This window comes from Tenacibaculum sp. MEBiC06402, from assembly GCF_049239625.1.
Classification (GTDB): Bacteria; Bacteroidota; Bacteroidia; order Flavobacteriales; family Flavobacteriaceae; genus Polaribacter.
This window is the reverse complement of record NZ_JBMKKT010000101.1, coordinates 130,822-156,154: the sequence shown is the minus strand read 5'-3', so window position 1 is coordinate 156,154 and position 25,333 is coordinate 130,822. Positions and strand designations below refer to the sequence as shown.

The window sequence follows — 25,333 nt, the reverse complement described above, 5'->3', positions numbered from 1 at the left end:
ATCTGATGTCTCTGTAACGCTTCCGTTTGTAGGACCAGTAGTTAAACTATAGTCCTCTCCATCGCCGCCATCTCCACCTAAATAATCATTCGCGCTTACAGTAATTGAAACGTTAGTATCCTCATCCAATGAAGCATAATCATCATTTGCTGTTGGAGTGCTTACCAATAAGCAATTTGAGGCATCATTTAAGTTCGAATAATCAACTGAACCGTCTGATAATCTATCAATAAAAGACTGGTTTTCATCCGAATTGGCGTATCCTGGTGTTCTACCTGAAGAGCCAGATCTAACAAAATTTCCCGAATCTTCCCAATCACCACATTGAAAAGCAAAAGTACTACCAGTTCCTCCTGCTCCTAAATTAAAACTAGAACCTCCACAAGGGAAAGTAGGGAAAGGCGCGGTTACATCACCATAAGCAAAACCATGATAAAAAGTACCATCAGGCTTTCTTGTTTGCGCAGCATCTCCCCCATTTCTAAAGGCTGTTCTTGACCATGTGGAAGTCGTAGGTGTAGTACATGGCACATATGAAGGATCGCTTGATGTTGGATTAGAACTACACCCGCTTAAAGAACTATGATTTCCTGGTAAGATATAGACACCATCACCATTACTATCTGTAGGGTCATCTGGTCCTATATTTGGGTCTTTAGCACCTGAAGCATTATTATAAATAACAATTAAAGAACCAGGTGGTACACTGTTAAAAGCACTACCAAAAACAATATATCCTGAAGCAATACCAACTCCTGTAGTACTTCCTTCAAAATCACCATTATTATCATCAAAAATCCAACCAGTTAAATCAACATTGGTTGTTGGGTTCGAAGGGTCGCCAACAACTAATAATTCAACCCAATCCTCAGAGCCTGAGCTACCATTAGAAGCTTCGTTAACAATTAGACCCGCTTCAATAAGACAAGCATTTATTGTTATACTTACAGTTGCCGTATCTGTATCACCATCTACATCTGTAATAGTGTACGTGAAACTGTCTGTTCCATTAAAACTAGTATTAGGTGTGTACAAAAATACTCCATCCGATGTTTCAGTCACTGTACCATTTGATGGGCTCGTAGTTAAACTAAAATCATCTCCATCTCCTCCGTCTCCTCCAACACTATCATTACCGCTAACTGTAATAGAAACTGTTCCATTTTCAGTTACCGTAGCCGTGTCATCATTTGCCGTTGGTGTATCGTTTACTGGCGTAACTGTAATGGTAACCGTAGCACTTGAACAGTTTGCTGGAGTCGCGTTATCACATACTTCATATGAGAAGGTATCTGTCCCATTAAATTCTAGATTAGGTATATAAGTAACAATATCATCATTTGGGTCAGCATTTCCCCCATCATTAATTGTGACTGTACCGTTGCTAGGTGCACTAATAATTGTTAGTGAACCATCAGTGGGAACATTTGGATCATTTGCTAAAATATCTATTACTACAGAATCATCCTCAGCAACAGTTGCCGTATCGTCTACCGCAGAACCATTAATAGTGATGATTAAATTTGCAGAATCCGTGTTTCCTGAAGCATCTAAAGAATCTATAAGAACGTAAGGTATCGTATCTGTTAATGTGTTACCAACTAATAAGTTTATAACATCAAGATTCGCAGGGTCTAAAGTATAAGTGTAAGTACCATCTCCATTTAGAGTTATAAACCCATATGTTGTGGGAGTAAGAACTCCAACATTCAAAGTACTTCCGTTAACTTGATATATTCTAGGAACTGCTGTAGACTGCCAATTAAAATCAGTCACACCAGCAATTTGATTTCCTAAATCTAAGATTGTAGCATCAGGTCCGTAATTATATGATAAGACAACCTGATCTACAGGTTGATCAAAGAAAAAATTAACATTTCCATGAGCATCCTCTGGCGGAACAGAGCCAGTACCATAAAATGTATCAGCACCGACCTGAACAACTGAACCAGGAACCTGAGGAGTGTAAACTATATTTGTACCTCCAAGGTTCCCTGTTACTGTCATTTGATCTTGCCATGTATCTCCTTGTGAATAATCTATATCTGTTATAGTAAATGACAAACCAACTACTGGCTCACTAAAATCAACTGTTAGTGTTGTAGCAGTATTAGGATTTGTAGAAGGATCAGTATTAAACAATAAATAACCTGTATGACCTCCATTTGTAGATGTTGTTAAAGCAATTTGATTTAAAGCAGTTCCTATTCCATCAGGATCTGCAGAGGTAAAATCTAAAGTAACTCCTGAAATTGTTCTTGAAAGTCCATTAACAACCTGACCATTAGTAAATTCATTTTCCCAAATTAATTGTGACAGTAATCTATCTCCTGAATCCTGTCCAAATCCATCATCGTCAAAAATTACATTTCCCGAAGCTGAGGGAGAAGTTGATACTGTTACTTCATTTGTATTATCTGTTGCTACGGGCAATTCATCAACACCATTAATAGTTATCACGATAAATCCATAATCAGTATTTCCATTAATATCTTGTACAGCGTAAGAAATAATATCAGTTAAAGAAGATCCAGATTGCAATCCTCTAACAGTTATATTATTCGTATCTACGGTATAGCTATAATTACCGTTAGACTGCACTGTTATAGTACCATACGTAGTAACAAAAGCACTTCCTACTGCGCCTGAAAAACCGTTAACTTCTGAAATGCTCAGTACATCTCCAACTGTTAAATCTGTATCATTAGCCTCCAAATCTCCTGTAACTGGAGTAACAGAATTAGCAATAATTGAATTTGAATCATCAACAGCGTTTGGAAAATATTGCACATTAATAAAGGAATTTGCTGAACCAGTTGCACCTGTTCCGTCTTCAGTAACGGAAACAGCAACAGTTCTAATTCCTTCAGTGGCCCCACCAGCTCCTAATTGATTTCCATATTGAAAAAAAGAAAGAAATGAAATAAAGTTTGCAGTTGGGATGACACCTCCTACTGAATCTACGATATTAAAAACCCCTGGTGAGGGATTTGAAATGACTAAAGTATTTCCTCCGTAAGTAGCATTAAGTGTTGCATTTGTAGTAGAAAGATCAAATACTCCAACAAAAGCACCACCTCCATCAAAAAGACCAATTAACTCATTACTTCCATCTGCAACACCCGAAAAAGTTAAACTCGCACTAATAATGTTTCCTGTGTCCGTTGTTATTGTCGTTCCGAATTCAATAATTGGCCCGACCGAACCGGAAGTTGGTTCAGATGTAATATTAGCATCTACTCCAGCCCCATCGCCATTTAAATCTACACTGGTAACCGCAAAAGGATTAGAAATCAATCTTTTTAAAAACGAAGTACTGTTATTACTATTTTGTTTAGTGAAAGTATTATTATAAATGTAATGATCGTTATAAGAGGTACTACTTTTTACTAATGTTTTCTTACTTAACCTTTTCGGATTCGTTTTATCTAGCGAATAAGCATATTGACCAAATAATAAAGAGAAAAACAACATCACTGTTATATTCTTTATTGTCAATTTATTATAGCACTGATACAATAAAATAATGAAATCTCCTTTTTTATTAATACTTTTGCTCGCTTTCCTATATGGATTTAGAAAAAGGCTGCGAATTACAAAGAGCATCTTTTTTAATATATCAAAGAATCTTTTTTGATTTTTTGACATGAGAACATTAAGATATTTAAACATAATAATCAGTATTATATTGATTGTTATACACTACCCTGCTTTTGTAGCCGCTCGCCAAAGTGTTACAATTGCGGGGTTTATTTTATATAGTTTTACACCCTTCAAAACTGGTGTATTATAAACGTTATCAACATGCCAATTTCAGCATCTGACAAAATAAATTCTTTAGAAAAAACTGAGAGTTTGGTATACTTTCTCTTTGACACTCATTAATTCGGGGGAATTTAGTTTAGCCAATTTTATTTTATTCCAATTAGTTTGAGTCGTACTAAAAGATTCAAGCCAATGAAAACAAATTCTATTTTGTAATCCTACTATAACCATAATCTCAATTTTAAATATGAGTAATATCACTATAATAGATAGTAGTTGTTTGGTCATTATAATAATTACATTTTAAACCTACGTAATACCTTATAACGACTCTAATATAAAAATTTATTAACAAATGTTAACAGTTTTTTTAGACGAATTGAAAAAAACGAACTTTAAACGAATATTAACATTTGTTAATTGGACATTTTATGAAAAAGTCACATCAAGAAAAAAATTAGAAATTTCTTTCTTCTTTTAACCTCTCATAAGCATTTTGAATATTCTGAAATTTTTGTTTAGCAACCTTCATGTGCTCCTCACCAATATCCTGTAATCTGTCAGGATGATATTTCTTAGCCATTCTTCGGTATGCCTTTTTGATTTCATCAACTGATGCTTCTTTTTCTATTTCCAATATTTTGTAAGCAGCATCTGCTTCATTATAGAACATTGCCTTGATAGATTCATAATCTCTATCATTTATATATAAGTATCCAGCAATTTTTCGGATTACTTCTTCTTCAGAAGCTTCCACAATTTCATCTGCCTGCGCTATTCCAAATAGAAAATGAATTAACTGCAATCTTGAAGAATGAGACATGTGCTCGCGAATTTGAATACAAACTTGTCTCGTTGATACCTCTTTCTTTATAACTCCATTAAACAATTTAAAAGCTCTATTAGCTCTTTCTTTTCCATATAAATCTGTAAAATGAGTTCTTACAAAATCTAATTCTCTTTTATCTACATTTCCATCAGATTTTATTACAACCGATGCTAGCACCAACAAACTAATTTCAAAATCGCCAGAAGTTGAAGATTTAGCTTTCGATTTTGTTTTAATTTTCCTTCTATAACTGTCTTGTTCTTTTTTGTATTCTTGTTCACTTACTCCACTATCAATAACACTTCCTATTGCATAACCAATAAGCGCTCCAATAGGACCACCTAATGTGAAACCTAATCCTGCTCCTAACCATTTCGTAAAACTTCCCATTTCTAATTTTTTAATAATTTCAAATATAATGAGATTATAAGTATCTTTGCAGTCTAAAAAAAGATAATTCATATGTATCCAGAAGAATTAGTAAAACCAATGCGTGATCAATTAATTGACGCTGGTTTTGAAGCGTTATATAGTGCCGAAGATGTAGATAGTGCTTTGGCAAAAGAAGGAACTACTTTAGTAATGGTAAACTCTGTTTGTGGTTGTGCTGCAGGTACTGCAAGACCAGGAACGATTGCTTCTATTCAAGGAGATAAAAAGCCTGATCATTTAACAACAGTTTTTGCTGGTGTTGAAAAAGAATCTACGGCAAAAGCTCGTGAATATATGATTCCTTTTCCTCCATCTTCTCCAGCAGTTGCTTTGTTTAAAGATGGTAAGTTAGTACACATGTTAGAAAGACATCATATTGAGGGGCGTTCGGCTCAAATGATTGCAGAAAATTTATCTCAAGCATACGAAGAGTTCTGCTAGATTGTATTAAAATGAAAAAACTAAATCCGCTCTAAGAGTGGATTTTTTTATGCTTACTTTTGAAGCGTTAAATATTTTGTATTGAAAAATCAGCAACATATTATAATTTTTAGGTTATCTGCAATGGGAGATGTTGCTATGACAGTACCAGTTATAAAATCTTTTGTACAGCAATATCCTGAAGTTAAAATTACTTTTGTTTCAAGAAGTTTTTTACAACCTCTTTTTAGCGATATTGATAACGTATCCTTCTTTGCTGTTGACACTAAGAATAATCATAAAGGTTTTCTTGGGTTGATTAGCTTGTTTAAAGAACTAAAATCTTTACAACCGACTCATTTTGCTGATTTCCATAATGTACTTCGATCTAAGATTATCCGTGTTTTATTCTCTCTTTTTTCCAAAGTCAGAATTGCTAAAATTGATAAGGGAAGAAAAGACAAGAAGGCTTTAACAAGAGAGAAAAATAAAGTTTTCAAACAGCTAAAAACAAGCCACCAACGTTATGCTGATGTTTTAAACGAACTAGGTTTTACAACTAAAATCGAAAAAGACATTCTTCAAAGCAACCAAGGGCTTAGTAAAAAGAATATTGAGCTATTTGGCGAAAAGAAAAAGAAGTGGATCGGAATTGCTCCTTTTGCAGCATTTCCCTCTAAAACGTATCCAGCGGATTTGATGCTCGAAGTAATTGAAGGACTATCAAAAGAAAATGTGCGCTTATTTTTATTTGGTGGAAAAGCCGATATAGATAAACTCCAACCAATTGAAAGTAAGTTTAGCAATGTAACTTCTGTAGCAGGAAAGCTGGGTGGTTTAACTAATGAATTAAACTTAATTGCCAATCTTGATGCAATGCTTTCTATGGATAGTGGAAATGCTCATTTTGCCGCTATGCTAGGAATTAAAACAATTACGCTTTGGGGTAGTACACATCCTTATGCCGGTTTCGCTCCTTTTAATCAACCTAATGATTATTGTATACTTCCTAATTTAGAAAAATATCCTTTACTACCGACTTCTATTTATGGCAATGAAACAACTCCAGGTTACGAAAATGTAATGAGGTCAATTTCTCCTAACATGGTAATTAAAAAAATTAAAGAAGTTATTTAAAAAGATAAAGCACCACTTTCGTGATGCTTTATGATAGTATATAGTAAGTTTTTATATCATTTACCTTAATCTACTAATGGTGGAATTCTTAAAACCTGTCCTGGATAAATTTTGTCTGGGTGCTTTAACATTGGTTTGTTAGCTTCAAAAATAACTGGATACTTCATAGCATCACCGTAAAATTCTTTAGCAATTTTACCTAAAGTATCACCACTAACAACGGTGTGAAATTGTGCCATTTCTTCTTCAGCTATCTCTTCAACTTCAGCAACAGTCATATTATCTTCAACAGTAGCAATACCTTCAGTATTACCAACTACTAAAACAACTTTTTCTTTAGTTGCTAAATCTGCAGCTTCTCCTGTAATTGTTGCTTTATCATCATCAACACTAACGTTTAAGTCAGCAACAGATAATTCTAACGCATTTACAGCATCAACTAATTTACCAGCTTTTTCAGCAGCCTCTTCTTCAGTTGTTTTTCCGATTCCAAAAACTTTTGCTCCAGCATTTTTAATAAATGAAAATAAACCCATTTCTTTTAATTTTTTGTTATTAATAATTATTTATTCGTATCAGCAATATACAAATTTTATACCATAATTATTAATCATTTTCTTCGTTGAATGAATTCCAACCTTGTGCTTTTAACTTTATAGACTGATTCGCACGAGTAACCAAATTCATACCTTGATTCTCCTCAGTGATATGTCCAATAACTGTTAAATTAGGATTTGCTTTGATTTTATCGAAATCATTAATAGAAATGGTGAATAACAATTCGTAATCTTCTCCTCCACTTAAAGCCACCATAGTTGAATCGATGTTAAATTCTTCACAAGTTGAAATTACTTGAGGGTCTAACGGTAATTTATCCTCAAAAATATTACACCCAACTTTACTTTGTGTACAGATATGCATAATTTCAGATGATAATCCATCCGAAATATCAATCATCGCCGTTGGTTTAACCTCTAATTCTTTTAATATTCTTGGAATATCTTTTCTGGCTTCTGGCTTTAATTGTCGTTCTATTAAATAAGAATAATTTTCCAGATCAGGTTGACTTTGAGGGTTTACTTTGAAAACTTCTTTCTCTCTTTCTAAAACTTGTAGTCCTAAATATGCCGCACCTACATCTCCAGAAACAACAATTAAATCATTCGGCTTAGCTCCGTTTCTGTAAACTACATCTTCCTCAATTGCTTTACCAATAGCAGTGATAGAAATCAACATTCCTTTTGTTGATGACGTGGTATCTCCTCCAATTAAATCCACATTATAAGTTTCACAAGCTAATTGGATACCAGCATACAATTCTTCAATAGCTTCTAGTGGAAACCTATTAGACACAGCAATAGAAACCGTTATTTGTTCAGCCTCGGCATTCATTGCATATACATCAGAAAGATTTACCATGACTGACTTATATCCCAAGTGTTTCAAGGGCATATAACTTAAATCAAAATGTACTCCTTCTATTAACAAATCAGTAGTAATTAAAGTTTGCTTTTCTGAACTTGACAGTACTGCACAGTCATCACCAACTGCTTTTTTGGTTGAAGCATGATGAATTTTAAAATTTTTGGTCAAATGTTCAATTAAACCAAACTCACCCAACTCAGCTAATGAGGTTCTTTGTCTATTTTTATCTTCTAACATGCTGCAAAGATACTATTAGATTGTAAAAATTAACAGAATTATAGATATACTTATGTGTAAATTTCTTAAAATTAGGGTTTTTATTGTTAGAACTGTTATAGACTTAAACAAAGCTATTAATTTCATACTTTTGTTGTTAAGGCCTTTTAAAATTTCCTCATGAAGAAATTATTACAAATAGTTGCAGTATTTATATTCTACCCAAATATGAATATCAGCTCACAAACACCTTGTGATGGAACTGGTTTTGCAGGTTCTTACCCTTGCAGTAACTACGACTTAATGTCAACTATTGATATTGCAACACTCTCTGGTTCTAGTGCTGCCGAAGGTAGTGATATTTGGGGATGGACAGATTCCACAACAAATAAAGAATATGCGTTGGTAGCGATGACCAATGGAACAGCTTTTGTAGATATAACCGACCCAGTAAATCCAATATTTTTAGGGCGTTTAAATACGAATACTTCAAATAATGCGTGGCGTGATGTAAAAGTCTATGATAATCATGCTTTTATTGTCGGAGATAATGTTGGCGCTCATGGTATGCAGGTTTTTGATTTAACCAGACTAAGAAATGTTACTTCTCCTCCACAAATTTTTACTGCCGATGCGATATATAATGGTGTAACCAGTTGCCACAATATTGTTATTAATGAAAGTTCGAGTTATGCCTACTTGGTTGGCTGTAATACCTTTAGTGGTGGACCTACTTTTGTTGATATTTCTGATCCAAAAAACCCTGTTGCCGCTGGCGGTTATGCTACCGAAGGATACACTCATGATGCTCAGGTAATTACATACAACGGACCTGATGCATCATATACAGGCAAAGAAATTTTAATCGCTAGTAATGGAAATAATGGAGGTTCAAATGATATATTAATACTTGATGTTACCGATAAATCGAGTCCTCAATTTATTTCAAAAATTTCGTATCCAAATGCAGAATATACGCATCAAGGATGGTTTACTGAAGATCATCGATATTTTATTTTAGGAGACGAACTAGATGAACAACGGACAGGAACTAATACTCGAGCTATTATTTTCGATCTTTCTGATTTAGATTTACCAGTATTATCATCAACCTACACGGCACCGCATGAAGCAATTGACCATAACGGGTATGTTAAAGGAAGCGAATATTTCCTGGCAAATTACAGGGCTGGAATGAGAGTATTAGACATCACAAATATTTCCAGCACAACGAATCCTATGACAGAAGTTGGTTATTTTGATACATATCCAGCAAATAATAATGTAGGCTTCAATGGAGTTTGGAGTATCTATCCTTATTTTGCAAGCGAAAACATTATTATTAATGATATTGAACAAGGCTTATTTATTGTTCGAAAAAGTAGAACATTATCTGTACCTGACCAACAAATAAGCTCAAAGAAAATCACCATTTACCCAAATCCTGCGGATAGAGCTCCTATAATTTCTTCAAACACAATTATTGAATCTATTGAAGCATTTACTATTCTTGGTAAAAAAGTCTATCAAAAAGAAAATATTAATCGTAACGATTTCGTTTTACCAATAAACAACCTCGCCAAAGGAATTTATCTAGTGAAAATAAATGGTACTATTGGTAAAAAGTTAATCATTAAATAATCTCAAATTAATTCGTGAAACACTTTACTTTACTTTTAATCTTATTGGCTGTCATTGGATGCGGTGAAGGAGATATCAACTTAAACGACGCATTAAACCCCAATACTGGTATTAAAGTTGACTTTGTAAAAACTTTTGGTGGAAATGGTAACGACATAGGAAATTCTGTAATAGCCACCAATGACGGTGGATACGCTATTCTAGGTTACACCAGTAGTACGGATGGAGATATCACCTCTAAAACTTCAGATGATACCGATTTTCTACTCTTGAAATATGATAGTCAAGATGAGTTACAATGGTACAAATTGTATGGTGGGTCAAACGACGATAGAGGAAATCAAATATTAACGACCCTAGATAATGGATTTGTAGTATTTGGATTTAGTAACAGCAACGATAATGACGTTACCGAAAATAATGGAAATTCAGACTTTTGGGTTTCTAAATTGGATGCATCGGGTACTATCCAATGGGAAAAATCATTTGGCTTTTCAGGAAGAGATTATGGAACCTCTCTTACGTTAACTTCAGATGGTGGTTTTTTACTGGTTGGTGAACTAGATGTTACCGCTTCTGGTGGACAAGGAAATTCAGCAGCTGCAAGACAACATGCTGGTGGTGATTTTTGGGCGATTAAGTTAGATGCTAATGGAACAAAAGAATGGAGTAAATATTATGGAGGATCTTTTTCTGACACTCCACAAGGAGTGGTGCAATTAGACGATGGTAGTTATATCTTTTCCGGATTTTCTGATAGTAGTGATGTAGATATTACGGATAATAAAGGTTCTTATGACTTTTGGATTATCAAGATTAATAGCACGGGAACACTAATTTGGAGAAAGAATTTTGGAGGAACTGAAATTGATGAATCTTATGATATCAAGAAAACTCCAGATGGTAATCTAATACTTGTTGGTGATACTAGAAGTTCTGATAAAGATGTTTCTAGAAATAACGGAGGAGCAGATTTGTGGGTTATTAAAATCACACCTGATGGAGATTTAGTTTGGCAAAAGAATTTTGGAGGAAGTAATTTTGATGCGGGAAGAGCTGTAAAGAATACTGCTGATGGTGGTTTTGTTATTTGCGGTAGTTCGAGAAGTTCTGATAGAGACTTTATAAACAAAGGACAAAATGATGCGTGGGTAATAAAAATTTCGGCTTCGGGTTCAACTGAATGGCAACAATTTGTGGGAGGAACCGAAATTGATATTTTATATGATGTTGTAGAAACAAGTAACGGATCATTTATTGCAGTTGGAGAATCTACCAGTAACGATGAAGACATAGAAGAAAACAAGGGCTTTTCTGATTTATTAATGATTAAAATTCAGTAATGATTAAAAAACTGACATACATTTTCGTTATATTAATCCTAACCTGGTCTTGTTCTAGCGATAGTGATGAAACTATTCAAAATAAAAAAATCACGATTAATTTTATTCATGAATGGGATGGAACGCCTGTTACGAAAGATGATTTTAACGACATTAAGTTCAAAAATGAAAATGGCGACTCTCTAAGTATTGAAAAATATCGTTATGTAATATCGGATATTAAGTTAGTTGACCCTTCTGGTTTTGAAACTCCTCTAAAAGATTACTTATTCATAGACTTAGGTGAGGAACAAAATTTATCTTACTCGTTAGAAGATTTAATTTTAGATAGAACATATTCCTTAAGGTTTACGTTTGGTTTTACCGATGATGATAATCAAGATGGAGTTTACTTGGATTTAAATTCTGCTAATTTTAATGTTTCCGAAGGATTAGGAGGCGGCTATCATTACATGCAGTTTGACGGTAAATATAAAACAGAGACCACCACTACTCCGTCAGGTTTTAACTATCATGCTATTCGAGCTGTTGATAATACAGATCCCGCTAACTTGGTATTTCAAGATACTTCTTTTACAGTTAGTTTGACTGATATTTGGTTAAACTCCACTAATGAAATCATCAATGTTAAAGTGAATATTGCTGAGTGGTTTAAAAATCCAAACATTTGGAAATTAGACGAGTTAAACCAGGGACTCATGCCTAATTTTGATGCGCAAATTTTAATGAATGGAAACGGAAAATCAGTTTTTAGCTTATAAATGAGATATTGGTGGATATATTGTTTTGTAACTTTCTTTTTAATTTCTTGCTCTTCTGAGGAATCTAATGAGCCTTTTGATAACGGTGGTTATACTCCTGTACAAATTGATTTAGAAATCCCGCAACTATTTCAAGACAAGCTTTTAGCGCCACTAATTCCAAATAATAATCCTCAAACTCAAGAAGGAATTGACTTAGGAAAAAAATTGTTTTTTGACCCTATTTTATCCTCAGACGAATCTATTTCTTGTGCTAGTTGTCACAATCCTCAAAAATCATTTGCAGATAACCTCCAATTCAGTAAAGGTGTCAACGATGCTATTGGTACTCGAAATTCTATGCCTCTTTTTAATTTAGCTTGGAATTTTGACGACAAATTTGCTTGGGATGGAAAAGAATTAAGTTTAGAAAGACAAGCTTTTGAACCTGTTACTAATCATGTTGAAATGAATAATGACTGGGAACAAATAGCAGTAAAACTAATTAATCATGCTGAATATCCTGAGTTATTTAAAAAAGCTTTTGGCAATATTCCTATTGATTCAAACTTAGTTGTAAAAGCAATCGCTCAATTTGAAAGAACATTAATATCGGGGAACTCAAAGTTCGATAAATTTCTTAGGAATGAAGTTAGTTTAACTCCAGAAGAACAAAATGGTTTTGATATTTTTATGGATGAAAATAGAGGTGATTGTTTTCATTGTCATGGAAGCAACAATAATCCACTTTGGACAGACAACAAATTCCATAATAACGGACTAGATGCCACCTTTACCGATTTAGGTTTAGGGGCAGTTACTGGTGATGCTAGCGACAACGGTAAGTTTAAAACTCCATCATTGAGAAATTTAGAGTTTACTGCTCCGTATATGCATGACGGGCGATTTGCGACTTTAGAAGAAGTTATTAATCATTATTCAGAAGGATTAAAAAACTCACCAACCATCTCTCCATTAATGAAAAAAGTGAGTCAAGGTGGTGTTCAATTATCACCACAAGATAAGTCCGATTTAAAAGTTTTTTTACTCACACTCACCGATTCCGATTTTATAAATAATCCTGCTTTTCAGCTTCCATAAGTTTTTTTGATTATCGTATCATTTTAAACAGTAAACAAAACCTTGGAGAATCATTGTTATGTCGTATATTTGCAGTCCAATTTAGATTTAATCTAGTTATATGATAAAAGTTTCAGACACAGCTAAAAAGAAAGTTATTGAGTTAATGACCGATGATGGCTTCGATGCAACTACTGATTTTGTTCGTGTAGGTGTTAAAAGTGGTGGTTGTTCAGGACTTTCTTACGATTTAAATTTTGACAATTCACAAGGGGAAACTGATAAAATTTTTGAAGACAATGGTGTAAAAATTATTGTTGACAAAAAAAGTTTCCTGTATTTGGTTGGTACAACACTAGAATATTCTGGTGGTTTAAATGGTAAAGGATTTGTTTTCAATAATCCTAATGCCAATAGAACATGTGGATGCGGAGAGAGTTTTTCTCTGTAATTAATATCATTAACTGAAAACAGCTTCAATGAGCAAGTATACTGAAGACGATTTAAGAGAAGAGTTAAAAACCAAAGAATACGAGTACGGTTTTTATACAGATATTGAAAGTGAAAAGTTTCCAAAAGGACTAAATGAAGACATCGTTCGTGCAATTTCTAAAAAGAAAAACGAACCAGAATGGATGACGGAATGGAGATTAGAAGCTTTTAAAGTTTGGAAACAAATGGAAGAGCCTGAGTGGGCAAACGTTACCTATCCTAAGCCAAACTTTCAGGATATTTCCTATTATTCTGCACCAAAAAAGAAACCTAAATTAAATAGTTTAGACGAAGTAGATCCAGAAATGTTGGCTACTTTCGAGAAACTAGGTATTTCTTTAGAAGAACAAAAAAGATTAGCAAATGTTGCTGTAGATATTGTAATGGATTCTGTTTCTGTTGCTACTACATTTAAAGAAACATTAGCTGAAAAAGGAATTATATTCATGCCAATTTCGGAAGCTATTCAAGAACATCCTGAATTAGTTAAGAAATATATCGGTTCTGTAGTTCCTACAACTGATAACTTTTATGCAGCATTAAATTCTGCTGTATTCTCAGATGGTTCTTTCTGTTATATTCCAAAAGGAGTTCGTTGTCCAATGGAATTATCTACTTACTTCAGAATTAATGAAGGGGGAACAGGACAATTCGAAAGAACTTTAGTGATTGCCGATGAAGGTAGTTACGTTTCTTATTTAGAAGGATGTACTGCGCCTCAACGTGATGAAAATCAATTACACGCAGCTGTAGTTGAATTAATCGCTCTTGATGATGCAGAAATAAAATATTCAACAGTACAAAACTGGTTCCCTGGTGATGCTGAAGGAAAAGGTGGTGTTTTCAACTTCGTAACTAAACGTGGTTTATGTGAAACAAACGCAAAAATTTCTTGGACGCAGGTTGAAACTGGTTCTGCAGTAACTTGGAAATACCCGAGTTGCGTTTTAAAAGGAAATAATTCAGTAGGAGAATTCTATTCAATTGCTGTTACTAACAATTTCCAACAAGCAGATACTGGAACTAAAATGATTCACTTAGGTAAAAACACTAAGTCAACTATTATTTCAAAAGGTATTTCAGCTGGTAAATCACAAAACAGTTATCGTGGTTTAGTACAAATTGGTTCAAGAGCAGAAAATGCTCGTAACTTCTCTCAGTGTGATAGTTTATTAATGGGCAATGAATGTGGAGCTCATACTTTCCCATACATTGAAACTAAAAATAAATCTGCACAAGTAGAGCACGAGGCTACAACAAGTAAAATTGGTGAAGATCAATTATTCTATTGTAACCAAAGAGGTATTGATACTGAAAAAGCTATTGCATTAATCGTTAATGGATTTAGCAAAGAAGTATTAAACAAATTACCTATGGAATTTGCCGTTGAAGCACAAAAATTATTAGAAATTTCCTTAGAAGGAAGTGTAGGATAGATTTTTAAGTTCAAAGACTAAGGTCTAAAGATAAACAGTTTAAACAATGCTAATGTTTAAACTTAAGTTGAAAAAGAGAAAAATAAAATGAAAAAGAAATGGAACGTTATAAATCTTTTGAAAACCTTGATGGTTGGAAAAAAGCTAGAGAATTTAATAAATTAATTTATCTAGCAACTAACTCTTCAAGTTTTGATAACGATTTTGACTTAAAAAGACAGTTAAGAAGAGCCTCGGTTTCTATAAGTTCAAATATTGCCGAAGGTTTTGAAAGAAACACGGATAAAGAATTTATTCATTTTTTATATGTAGCGAAGGCATCAGCAGGTGAAGTTAGATCGCAATTATATTTAAGTCATGATTTAAATTATTTATCAAATGAAAGTTTTAGTGATTTGAAATTCAAAATCATTGAAGTTTCGAAGATTATAAGTGGATTAATAAAATATTTAAAAAAGTAGATTTAGACTATTCGTTATACTTTTAACTTTAGTCTTATGACTTTAAACTAAGTTTACAATGTTAAAGATTCAAAACTTACACGCAGAAGTAGAAGAAAAGTCAATCTTAAAAGGATTGAATTTAGAAGTTAAAGCAGGAGAAGTACATGCAATTATGGGACCTAATGGAGCTGGAAAAAGTACTTTAGCTTCTGTAATCGCAGGGAAAGAAGAATATGAAGTAACTTCAGGTTCTGTAGAATTAGATGGTGAAGACATTAGCGAATTAGCTCCAGAAGAAAGAGCACATGCTGGTGTATTTTTATCATTCCAATATCCGGTTGAAATTCCAGGTGTAACCGTAACAAACTTTATCAAAACTGCGATTAATGAATCTCGCAAGGCACAAGGTTTAGAAGAAATGCCTGCGAAAGAAATGCTACAGAAGATTCGTGAAAAGTCAGAGTTACTTGAAATCGATCGTAAATTCTTATCTCGTTCTTTAAATGAAGGGTTTTCAGGAGGAGAAAAGAAACGTAATGAAATATTCCAAATGGCAATGTTAGAGCCAAAATTAGCCATCTTAGATGAAACTGATTCTGGTTTAGATATCGATGCACTTCGTATCGTTGCAAATGGAGTAAATAAATTAAAATCTGAAGACAACGCTGTTATTGTAATTACACACTACCAACGTTTATTAGATTATATCGTTCCAGATTTTGTTCACGTTTTACACGATGGTAAAATTGTAAAAACTGGAGACGCTTCTTTAGCTCTTGAATTAGAAGCTAAAGGTTACGATTGGATTAAAAACGAATTAGTATAATTCAATTGTCATTCCCGTGAAGACGGGAATCTCATAAAATTCGAGATTTCAATAATAAGATTCCGCATCAAGTGCGGAATGACAGAAGAGAAAAGAATGGAATTAAAAGATAAAATATTATCATCATATTTAGCTTTTGAAAATGGAAAGGACATTAATAGTGATGTTCATGAAATTAGATCGAAAGCACTACAAAATTTCGAAAAATTAGGTTTCCCTTCTAAGAAATTAGAAGCTTGGAAATACACTTCTTTAAATTCGGTTTTAAAAGAGGATTATAGCATTTTTCCTAAGGCAGAAACTGCAGTGGAATTAGCTGATGTAAAAAAGTATTTTATTCACGATATTGACACTTATAAGATTGTTTTTATTGACGGAAAATACAGTTCGTTTTTATCGAATACAACGCATGATAACATGGATATTTGCTTGTTATCATCTGCATTGAGCAAACCAAAATATAAAGCGGTTATCGAAAACTACTTCAATAAAGTAGCAAAACAAGATAACTTAACTTCTTTAAACACTGCTTTTGCAAGTGAAGGAGCTTATATTTACATTCCAAAAAATGTAGAAGTTGAAAAACCAATTCAGATTATCAACTTCACAACAGGAACGGAAAGCGCAACAATGATTCAACCACGTAATTTAATTGTTGCTGAGCGTAATGCGCATGTTCAAATTATTGAACGTCATCAGAGTTTAACTGAGAACGCTATTCTTACCAATTCTGTAACTGAAATTTTTGTAGACACACACGCGAATGTAGATTACTATAAAATTCAGAACGACAACACCAACGCGTCTTTAGTTGACAATACTTACATTGAGCAACAAAAAGAAAGTGTTTGTTCTGTTCATACTTTCTCTTTCGGAGGAAATATTACAAGGAACAACTTAAACTTCTTCCAAAAAGGTGAACGTATTGATTCTATTTTAAAAGGAGTTACAATTCTTGAAGGAAAACAACACGTAGATCATCATACTTTAGTTCATCATATTGAACCAAATTGTGAGAGTCACCAAGATTATAAAGGAATTTATGGTGATCGTTCTACAGGAGTATTTAACGGAAAGGTAATTGTTGAGAAAGAAGCTCAAAAAACGAATGCTTATCAGCAAAACAATAATGTTTTAATAAGCGATAAAGCAACAATTAACGCTAAGCCTCAATTAGAAATTTTTGCTGATGATGTGAAATGTTCACACGGTTGTACTATTGGTCAATTAGATCAGCAAGCTTTATTTTATATGCAACAAAGAGGTATTCCTAAAAAAGAAGCGAATGCTTTGTTAATGTATGCTTTTGCTAATACCGTTTTAGAAAGTGTTAAGATTCCTGAAGTTAAGCAAAGAATCACAAAAATTATTGCAAGTAAATTAGGAGTAGATATAGGTTTCGATCTATAATTATCCTATACTGAGATATAGAAAAAAAAGCCACGCATATTTGTGTGGCTTTTTTATTTCTCAGTTTTCTTTAGTCGCTACCCAAACAGCTAAAAAATCTTTTTTCAGTGAATGCGTAGAACCATAGAGCTTTCCATTTTTAAGGTAAAAAGAAGTATTATAATCTCCTGAATTATCGCCAGATACTAATGCTCCATATAAGTTCTTATTTAAAGCATTAATCCTACCTTCTCTAATTTTGACACCTTTTCTATAAAAAGTTCCCTCTATTAAGTTTTTAGACACCTTGTCGATAATCATTATAGCAAAATTATTATCCGTTTTATCATAAGGTGACATATCAATTTTCCAACTTCCTAATAAAGCATCAACATTATGGTTTGCTTCTCTCTGAGCGCATGATGTTGTAATATTTAAAAAAGTCAAAAACGAAATGATTACATAAACTTTCTTCATTGTATTAGATTTTAAAATTCCATACAAACATAGATTTCAACTTCCTACATATCGCCTCATTTAGATAATTGACACCAATATCTTAAACTAAATAAGTATCACATATATATTTGACACCTTATTCATCACGCTTTAATTCTCTGGGAGAAACCCCTAAGTGTTTTTGAACTGCTCTATTAAAAGAAGACTTAGAATTAAACCCAGCTTCCATTGCAAGGCTCAGTAAAGTATATTTCGAATTTTCAGGATTTTCTAACAAATTTTGCACTTCTTTAACACGGTACTCATTTATAAAATCGTTGAATTTTTTCCCGATAACCTCGTTTAAACATTGTGTAATAACATAAGGTTTAATCTTTAGTTCATCGGCTAGAGAGTTCAGATTTAACTTCTGAATTTTAAAAAGCTCATTTTCTTTAACAATTTTCTTTAAATCTTTAGCAATCACCTCAAGTCTTACTCTATCCTCTTCCGAGAGCCTAGTCTTTACAGGTTGCTTTCTTTCATTTCTTCTAGAGAAACCTTCAATTCCCAACCAATAAATTAGCACAGATATTCCAATGAAAAAAGGATAATAAAAAAATCTTATGAAATAAAAATAATCGTGCTGCAGTACAACTTTATACACCAATAAATCAACAAGCAGAATTGATAAAACTAAAGAAAAGTAAATTTTGAAAGAAAAAATTATTCGTTTAATCCAATGTAACTTTTGAGAATCAATATTTACTTCCTTTTTAAGTAATTTTAAAGAAAGATTTGCGTAGTAAATTATCAATAAACTAGCAATAATATATATCGTTGGATAATTCATCCATACTACATATCCCCAATAACCTAACCAACTTAAACTTTCTCTAGTTCCTTCCCAATATAAATTTTGGAGTCGAACAAAAATACTTATAGCTATTTGCAGTACTAATGGTAAAAAATGAAAATAATCTTTTTTAGATATTTTATAATCTGAATCAATTTGAGCCTTAACATAGAAATATAGTAAAGGACCCGTAACCCAACTCAAATCTAACATAAAGTAGTACCAAGTATCGTAGTATCCTAATCCAAATAAACGCATTATTTGAACTAACAATCTGTAGGAAAGTAAAAACAAAATGGTTGCAAGTATTTTATTTGATATACGATTATTTTTACTTCTTAAAAGGATTACTCCAAAGACCATTCCCTGGAATGCTCCGACGAATAAAAAAAGTACTAATAGAACAGTAAGCGTATTCATTAAATGCAATAAATATTTCTAAAGATAAAAAATAAACCCTCTTGAAATCAAGAGGGTTTTCTAATTAATTCATTTAACTAATAAATGATACAACTATAATTATTCGATAATAAATCGTTTACTAGCACTTGTAAACTTATTTTCAATCTTTAAAATATAAATACCAGAATCAAATTGATCAATACTGATAGTTCTAGCATCGTTGATGTTTCCTTTTTTCATTATTTGTCCCAGCATATTCACAATAGAATAATTAGCTTCTTTCAAATTAGCAGAAGGACCAACTAACTTCAATAAAGTTCCTTTTTTAATTGGGTTCGGAGCAATTTGAATGCTTGTTAATACATCCTCATCCTCGTCTCCTAAAACATCTACTCTCGTTTCGAAAATTTCAGTAACTACGACATCAGAACTCTCACAAGAACCTTCATAAATTCGAACATTTGAGAAGGTAGAATTATTTCCAGAACCGGCGTCATTATCATTAATAAACACCAATCTATCCATACTTCCAGTATATGAACTTCCAACTGGAATTGTATATTTAATTGTTCCACTAGTATAATTATCATAATTTGTTACTCCATAATTTTGAGTTCCATGAACTTTAAAATATCTACTTGAAGTTAAACTGTTATCATTTTCAAAACCAACACCATGAATTTCACCTTGAGAAGTACTACTAAATTCAAATTCAATTACAGTATTAGCAGTTACTGTATAATTCATTGCAATATACTTCCAAGTATTATTAGTTAATGTTAAAGAATTTCCTCCACTTCCTATTGAGAAATTACCAGCCGCATCTTGGTTAGAGAAAGATGTAATACTAAAATCATTAAAATTAATTGTTGGACATGATGGTGTTGGGTTTCCACCACCAGAAGTCAATGATAAATTATCGATAGCGATGTCACTAGACCAGCTTGTTCCTGTAGTTCCCACAAAACGTAATCTAACCTCACTCTGACCCAAATAAGCGCTTAAATTTACACTTTCAGAATTCCATTGGTTTCCTTTGTTTCCAGAATTGCTCCATAAACTAGTCCAAGTTGTTCCATTTGTAGAAGCCTCTAAACGTAATGAACCAACTGACGTTCCGTACATATGGTTGCTAAACGAGAACGTTGCTGATGATAATCCTGATAAATCAAAACATGGACTTTGCAAAATAGCCGTAGCATTTGATCCAATTTGTCCAGTACTTCCATTAGTAGAAGCTTCTAAGAACATATAAAACGATCCATTTGCACCTGAACTTGGACCCGTACCTGAAGACGGTGTACCTGAAGCATCTCTTACCCAGTTTCCATCGTCACCTGTAACTTGTGTCCAACCATCGTTAGATTCAAAGCTTTCGCTATAAGGAAAAGAACTAACAGTTGAAGTACAACTTGGATCTGGGTCTGGATCTGGATTTCCGCCTCCATTTCCATCAACTCCATTTGCCGGCATATCATTACCAATTGAAGCAATTAGATTATCACTTCTTCCGTAAGATCCATTAGGACAGCCTCCGGTATTATGAATTGCAATTACCAAATTAGTATTATAATCTAATACTGGAGAACCAGAGCTTCCACCTTCAGTATCTGCATAATAACGAACTTGCTGACCAGAACCTGAAGAACTTTGAAAAACTCGAGAGAAACCTCCAGCAGTTCCATCTACATCTGTCTTTACTGAAATTTCTTTCCTTCTTCCTCCTGGATGTTGTGGGATATAGATTCTGTCACCAGCAGCAGCAACCGCAGAACTTAAACTTAAATACCCATAAGTGTTTGTTGGATTCGTTGGTAACTTTACCAGTGTGTAATCTAAACTTGAGTTTGTTTTGATAAATGTTGCTGAAGTAGCAACCACATCGCTGGTAGCATTTCCAGTACCAGAACAACTTAATTGTTGGTAATTGAAAATATAATCTGTGTTTTGAGCAGCTGAAGAAGAACCAATACAGTGATTGTTTGTCATTAAGTGTCCTTCACTTCCTAGCAACCATCCCGTACAACTAGAACTTCCACCGATAATTAATCTACAAACAGCTTTTGCTTTCTCAAACATATCTGTTCCTTCATAACATGCAATTCTTTCTTTGTTATCACTAGAACAAATAGAACGTTGCTGTGGATCATTCTTAGCAAATTGTTTTAGAATCTTTTCTTTTGTAAAACCGTAAGCCACTTTAGTAATTTCAAATCCGTTGTAATTACTAGTGTTTCCTGTAGCATAGAGTTTTACCTCCACTTTGTCATCAAAGATAACTTTAGACCAGAAATTACTAATCATTGTCATCTCATCATCAACAATTTTTCCCTTAGCACCGTAAACAATCTTCTCATTACTATGGGCTCCAATGATTTCAACAAAATCGCCTGGGGCAAGATCGAAATTCTCAAAATATAACTTTACATACGTAGAGTTTTTCGAGTAAAATTCGTTTTGATAAACTAGCTGTGGTTGACTACTTTTTTGATTATTAGATTGACTAAACTTTTGGTAGGTTTGAGTTACTTTGATATTGGTATCAAACTCATCCCCAATTTTAAACTTTTTTTGTGCTGTTAGATTTGTACAACACAAAAACACGATGGCAAAGGACGCCACCTTGAAAAATTGATTTTTCATTTTAGAAGGGTTTTTGGTTAATTAATTGAAACAAAACTATTAATAACGATAGTCAATTACAAATTAAATGTTAAAAAAGTATTGTATTTTCACTAAAAATTAAAATACTTTGAATTTATTTTAAAATACTTAATACAACTCCGTAGTTACAAACACTAGGTTTTTATTATTATTTAATTCATAATAAAAAAACAACCCTTCCTTTTGGAAAGGTTGCTCTTTTAGTTCATAATATAGTTTTCTATTTAACAATAATTTGTTTACTGATGATTTCAGAACCTGAATCAATTTTTAAAATATACAACCCTTTCTCTAAAACATTTGTACTTATAAAATTTCCTTGCTTCAAATTACCATTAACAACTATTTGACCAAGCACATTAACAATAATATATTTTGAATTATTAAGATTCTGAGCATTATATTCTTTAATCCTCAATAAATCTCCTCTTTTAATTGGGTTTGGTAAAACTATAAAGTTTAAATTCACTTCATCTTCATTTCCAAGTATTGGTACTTGTAAATCAAAAACCTCGTTTACTAAAACACTACTATTCTCACATGAACCTTCATAAATTCTCACATTAGAAAATGTAGAGTTGTTGTTAGTACCCCCATCATTATCATTAACAAAAACTAATCTATCCATATTGCCTGTATAGAAATTTCCAATTGGAATACTGTATTTAACTGTTCCAGAGGTATAATTATCATAATTTGTTATCCCGTAGCTTTGAGTACCATGTACTTTAAAATACCTTGATGATGTTAAACCGTTATCATTCTCAAAACCTACTCCATGAATTTCTCCTTGTGAAGAACTACTAAATTCAAACTCAATAACTGTATTGCTCGTTACTGTATAATTCATATCAATATATTTCCATGTATTATTCAATAACGTTAAGGAAGCACCATTGTCTTCTATTGAATACTCTCCAGAAGCATCCTGATCAGCGAAAGAAGAAATACTGTAGTCATTAAAATTTAAACTTGGACAAGTTGGATTTGGATTTGGATCGGGATTAGAAACTGGTGAAGTCAGCCTCAAATTATCAATAGCCATATCACTTAAATAACTTGTACCAGTAGTTCCTATAAAGCGTAACTTCAATTGAGTTTCTCCTAAATAAGAATTTAAATCAACTATTACATTTCTCCATTGACTTCCTTGATTACCAGAATCACTCCAAAGAACATCCCAATTAACTCCATCTTTTGATGCCTCTAGAGAAAGAGTTCCCATTGAAGATCCATACATATGATTATCAAAAGAAAATTGAACACTCTCTAATTCGGAAATATCGAAGCACGGGCTTTCAATAATTGCTGTTGCATTACTACCAATTTGACCTGTGCCAGAAGTAGAAGCTTCCAAATACATATAATAACTTCCATTATTAGCATTACTTGGTCCAGTGCTTGAAGATGGTGTTCCAGAGGCATCTCTTAACCAATTTCCATCATCACCTTCTATTTGTATCCAGCCATCGTTTACTTCAAAACTTTCGGAGTATGGAAAACTACTAATTACGGAGTTACAAATAGGTTGGGGATCTGGATCAACTAATTTCGAATTTAACTTTAAATTATCCAAAGCCATATCACTTAAATAGCTGGATCCAGTGACTCCTACAAATCGAAGTTTTAACTCTTCTTCTCCTAGATAAGAATTCAAATTAATAATAATACTATTCCATTGATTTCCTTGATCACCGGTTGCACTCCATAGCGTATTCCAATTCACTCCATCAACAGACACATCAAGTGATAGCGATCCCATTCTACTTCCATACATATGAGTATCAAATGTAAATTCGGCACTCGGTAATCCTCTAACATCAAAACAAGGACTTTCAAGAATTGCTGTTGCATTACTACCAATTTGCCCGGTACCGGAAGTTGAAGCTTCAAGGTACATATAATAATCTCCATCATTTGCATCTCTTGGACCTGTGCTCGAAGATGGAGTTCCTGAAGTATCTCTAAGCCAATTTCCATCATCACCTGTAGATTGAGTCCATCCTTCATTTGCTTCAAAACTCTCAGAATAGGGAAAAGTATTTATTATTGAAGTACATACAGGATCTGGTATTGGATCCGGGTCTGGGTCAGGATCTGGATTTGGGTCAGCACCTCCTCCTATTCCATTTGTTGGCATATCTGATCCAATATCAACAATTAACTGATCACATCTCCCATAGGAACCATTAGGACATTCACCGGTATTATGAATGGCAATCACTAAATTCGAGTTGTAATCTAAAACTGGAGAACCTGAACTACCTCCTTGTGTATCTGCATTATAACGAATAGACTTAAGTGGAGCATTGGGTGTAGCGCAATTACCAACACATTCAACAACTGCAAATCCGTTATCAGTATCTGAATTTACAGAAATTTCTTTTCTCGCTCCTCTAGGATGTTGCGGTATATATATGCGATCTCCTACAGAAGGTTTATTGGGGCTTAGACTTAGGTATCCAAATTCAGTAGTTGGATTATCCTTTAATTTTATAAGAGTATAATCAAGATCTTTATTGGTTTTAACGACTGCTCCTCCTCTATAGACTTTTTGTCTTCCCGATGTAGATCCTGTACAATTTTCATATTGATAATTAAATATAAAATCCGTTCCATTGGCTCCAGTATCGGAGCTCATACAATGATTATTTGTCATTAAATGACCATCACTTCCAAGCAACCATCCAGTACAAGCTGCAATTCCTCCAACAAGCATTCTACAAACTGCTTTTGATTTTTCAAACATTTCTGTTCCTTTATAGCAAGCAATTCGTTCTCTATCATTAGAGCCACAAACCGCTCTTTGTTGAGCCTCTTCCTGAGCAAATAGTTTGTTAATCTTCTCTTGAGAAAAACCATAAGCTACTTTTGAAATCGTAAATCCTTTATGGTTTAATACATTTCCATTCGAAAATAAAATAACTTCGATGGTATCCTCGAAAAGTGCACCGGACCAAAAATTACTGATTGTCTCATTTTTTTCATTAATAACTTTTCCTGATCCTCCATAAATTAAAGTTTCGCGAGTATTTCTTCCGATTATTTTCACATAATCTTCGGGCGCTAAATCAAAATCTTCAAAAAACAACTTAATGTAAGCAGAGTTTTTAGATTTGAACTGTTTTCGAAAAACCGCTTTGAAATTTCCTTGGTTCTTTTTAGGTTGATTTTGATAAGCACTTCTGCTACTTATCTGAGTTTCGAATTCCTCTCCTATTTTTATAATTTTTTGCGAGTTTGCATTTAAAAAAAAGAGGAAAATTATGGTACAAAATACCACATTGAAAAAATATTTTTTCATGATTTGAAAGGGTTTATGGTTGGTTAATTATTTTCTAAAAGTATTAATTATTATT

At 33.2% G+C, this 25,333-nt stretch carries 19 protein-coding genes; 11 read left to right on the top strand and 8 right to left on the bottom strand.

The genetic code is table 11. The features are described 5' to 3' along the window. Window positions 1-3,648: Ig-like domain-containing protein (locus ACOSP6_RS14180; RefSeq protein WP_422095730.1), on the bottom strand; the 3,648-nt coding region annotated here is incomplete at its 3' end. 574 nt (window positions 3,649-4,222) lie between these two features. Next, window positions 4,223-4,984, bottom strand: a complete 762-nt coding sequence (locus tag ACOSP6_RS14175) for a TerB family tellurite resistance protein (RefSeq protein WP_422094499.1) — start codon at window positions 4,982-4,984, stop codon at window positions 4,223-4,225. A 72-nt stretch (window positions 4,985-5,056) separates the two neighbouring features. Here ACOSP6_RS14175 and ACOSP6_RS14170 point away from each other — a divergent pair, with 72 nt between their 5' ends. Both ACOSP6_RS14170 and ACOSP6_RS14165 read left to right on the top strand, forming a co-directional pair. Next, window positions 5,057-5,467 carry a BrxA/BrxB family bacilliredoxin gene (locus tag ACOSP6_RS14170; protein ID WP_422094500.1) on the top strand — a complete coding sequence of 137 codons (411 nt, stop codon included), beginning with the start codon at window positions 5,057-5,059 and terminating at the stop codon, window positions 5,465-5,467. A gap of 81 nt (window positions 5,468-5,548) precedes the next feature. Continuing rightward, complete coding sequence (locus ACOSP6_RS14165; protein ID WP_422094501.1) at window positions 5,549-6,583, top strand: glycosyltransferase family 9 protein; 1,035 nt, start codon at window positions 5,549-5,551, stop codon at window positions 6,581-6,583. 65 nt (window positions 6,584-6,648) lie between these two features. On the opposite strand, the gene lysM is transcribed toward ACOSP6_RS14165, so the two are convergent. After that, a complete protein-coding gene (gene lysM / locus ACOSP6_RS14160; protein ID WP_422094502.1) occupies window positions 6,649-7,119 on the bottom strand; it encodes a peptidoglycan-binding protein LysM in 471 nt (156 codons plus the stop codon). 70 nt (window positions 7,120-7,189) lie between these two features. Further along, window positions 7,190-8,245: a thiamine-phosphate kinase gene (thiL, locus tag ACOSP6_RS14155; RefSeq protein WP_422094503.1), complete on the bottom strand. Its 1,056-nt coding sequence runs from the start codon at window positions 8,243-8,245 to the stop codon at window positions 7,190-7,192. A 159-nt stretch (window positions 8,246-8,404) separates the two neighbouring features. On the opposite strand from thiL, the gene ACOSP6_RS14150 reads away from it, so the two are divergent. The 9 genes from ACOSP6_RS14150 to sufD all read left to right on the top strand — a co-directional run bounded on the left by ACOSP6_RS14150 (window position 8,405) and on the right by sufD (window position 17,635). Further along, window positions 8,405-9,865 (top strand): choice-of-anchor B family protein, encoded by a 1,461-nt coding sequence (locus tag ACOSP6_RS14150; protein ID WP_422094504.1) that lies wholly within the window; start codon window positions 8,405-8,407, stop codon window positions 9,863-9,865. A gap of 14 nt (window positions 9,866-9,879) precedes the next feature. Continuing rightward, on the top strand, window positions 9,880-11,208 hold the full coding sequence (locus ACOSP6_RS14145; RefSeq protein ID WP_422094505.1) for a hypothetical protein: 1,329 nt from the start codon (window positions 9,880-9,882) through the stop codon (window positions 11,206-11,208). Further along, window positions 11,208-11,969: an MbnP family protein gene (locus ACOSP6_RS14140; protein ID WP_422094506.1), complete on the top strand. Its 762-nt coding sequence runs from the start codon at window positions 11,208-11,210 to the stop codon at window positions 11,967-11,969. Before ACOSP6_RS14145 ends, ACOSP6_RS14140 begins: the two co-directional genes overlap by 1 nt. Beyond that, the gene (locus tag ACOSP6_RS14135) at window positions 11,970-13,049 is read left to right on the top strand and encodes a cytochrome-c peroxidase (RefSeq protein ID WP_422094507.1); all 1,080 of its coding nucleotides are present in this window, start codon (window positions 11,970-11,972) and stop codon (window positions 13,047-13,049) included. Window positions 13,050-13,149: 100 nt separating this feature from the next. Further along, the gene (locus ACOSP6_RS14130) at window positions 13,150-13,479 is read left to right on the top strand and encodes a HesB/IscA family protein (protein ID WP_422094508.1); all 330 of its coding nucleotides are present in this window, start codon (window positions 13,150-13,152) and stop codon (window positions 13,477-13,479) included. Window positions 13,480-13,507: 28 nt separating this feature from the next. Beyond that, entirely contained in the window at window positions 13,508-14,956 is a 1,449-nt protein-coding gene (sufB, locus tag ACOSP6_RS14125; protein WP_422094509.1) for a Fe-S cluster assembly protein SufB, read from the top strand. A 98-nt stretch (window positions 14,957-15,054) separates the two neighbouring features. Then, on the top strand, window positions 15,055-15,417 hold the full coding sequence (locus tag ACOSP6_RS14120) for a four helix bundle protein (RefSeq protein ID WP_422094510.1): 363 nt from the start codon (window positions 15,055-15,057) through the stop codon (window positions 15,415-15,417). Between the two features lie 58 nt (window positions 15,418-15,475). Then, on the top strand, window positions 15,476-16,225 hold the full coding sequence (gene sufC / locus ACOSP6_RS14115; protein ID WP_422094511.1) for a Fe-S cluster assembly ATPase SufC: 750 nt from the start codon (window positions 15,476-15,478) through the stop codon (window positions 16,223-16,225). 96 nt (window positions 16,226-16,321) lie between these two features. Further along, entirely contained in the window at window positions 16,322-17,635 is a 1,314-nt protein-coding gene (gene sufD / locus ACOSP6_RS14110) for a Fe-S cluster assembly protein SufD (protein ID WP_422095583.1), read from the top strand. Window positions 17,636-17,695: 60 nt separating this feature from the next. Here sufD and ACOSP6_RS14105 read toward each other — a convergent pair whose 3' ends face one another. From ACOSP6_RS14105 to ACOSP6_RS14090, 4 genes are all read right to left on the bottom strand, one after another. After that, window positions 17,696-18,091, bottom strand: a complete 396-nt coding sequence (locus tag ACOSP6_RS14105) for a hypothetical protein (RefSeq protein WP_422094512.1) — start codon at window positions 18,089-18,091, stop codon at window positions 17,696-17,698. A 118-nt stretch (window positions 18,092-18,209) separates the two neighbouring features. Next, the gene (locus ACOSP6_RS14100; RefSeq protein WP_422094513.1) at window positions 18,210-19,328 is read right to left on the bottom strand and encodes a helix-turn-helix domain-containing protein; all 1,119 of its coding nucleotides are present in this window, start codon (window positions 19,326-19,328) and stop codon (window positions 18,210-18,212) included. A 99-nt stretch (window positions 19,329-19,427) separates the two neighbouring features. Beyond that, a complete protein-coding gene (locus tag ACOSP6_RS14095) occupies window positions 19,428-21,953 on the bottom strand; it encodes a trypsin-like peptidase domain-containing protein (RefSeq protein WP_422094514.1) in 2,526 nt (841 codons plus the stop codon). A 241-nt stretch (window positions 21,954-22,194) separates the two neighbouring features. Further along, complete coding sequence (locus tag ACOSP6_RS14090; protein WP_422094515.1) at window positions 22,195-25,278, bottom strand: trypsin-like peptidase domain-containing protein; 3,084 nt, start codon at window positions 25,276-25,278, stop codon at window positions 22,195-22,197. Window positions 25,279-25,333 lie beyond the last annotated feature (55 nt).

Coding starts and splice junctions, on each gene's coding strand:
- ACOSP6_RS14175 (WP_422094499.1), bottom strand. CDS start 4,984: ATGGGAAGTTTTACGAAATGGTTAGGAGCAGGATTAGGTTTCACATTA.
- ACOSP6_RS14170 (WP_422094500.1), top strand. CDS start 5,057: ATGTATCCAGAAGAATTAGTAAAACCAATGCGTGATCAATTAATTGAC.
- lysM (WP_422094502.1), bottom strand. CDS start 7,119: ATGGGTTTATTTTCATTTATTAAAAATGCTGGAGCAAAAGTTTTTGGA.
- thiL (WP_422094503.1), bottom strand. CDS start 8,245: ATGTTAGAAGATAAAAATAGACAAAGAACCTCATTAGCTGAGTTGGGT.
- ACOSP6_RS14150 (WP_422094504.1), top strand. CDS start 8,405: ATGAAGAAATTATTACAAATAGTTGCAGTATTTATATTCTACCCAAAT.
- ACOSP6_RS14140 (WP_422094506.1), top strand. CDS start 11,208: ATGATTAAAAAACTGACATACATTTTCGTTATATTAATCCTAACCTGG.
- ACOSP6_RS14135 (WP_422094507.1), top strand. CDS start 11,970: ATGAGATATTGGTGGATATATTGTTTTGTAACTTTCTTTTTAATTTCT.
- ACOSP6_RS14130 (WP_422094508.1), top strand. CDS start 13,150: ATGATAAAAGTTTCAGACACAGCTAAAAAGAAAGTTATTGAGTTAATG.
- sufB (WP_422094509.1), top strand. CDS start 13,508: ATGAGCAAGTATACTGAAGACGATTTAAGAGAAGAGTTAAAAACCAAA.
- ACOSP6_RS14120 (WP_422094510.1), top strand. CDS start 15,055: ATGGAACGTTATAAATCTTTTGAAAACCTTGATGGTTGGAAAAAAGCT.
- sufC (WP_422094511.1), top strand. CDS start 15,476: ATGTTAAAGATTCAAAACTTACACGCAGAAGTAGAAGAAAAGTCAATC.
- sufD (WP_422095583.1), top strand. CDS start 16,322: ATGGAATTAAAAGATAAAATATTATCATCATATTTAGCTTTTGAAAAT.
- ACOSP6_RS14105 (WP_422094512.1), bottom strand. CDS start 18,091: ATGAAGAAAGTTTATGTAATCATTTCGTTTTTGACTTTTTTAAATATT.
- ACOSP6_RS14100 (WP_422094513.1), bottom strand. CDS start 19,328: ATGAATACGCTTACTGTTCTATTAGTACTTTTTTTATTCGTCGGAGCA.
- ACOSP6_RS14095 (WP_422094514.1), bottom strand. CDS start 21,953: ATGAAAAATCAATTTTTCAAGGTGGCGTCCTTTGCCATCGTGTTTTTG.
- ACOSP6_RS14090 (WP_422094515.1), bottom strand. CDS start 25,278: ATGAAAAAATATTTTTTCAATGTGGTATTTTGTACCATAATTTTCCTC.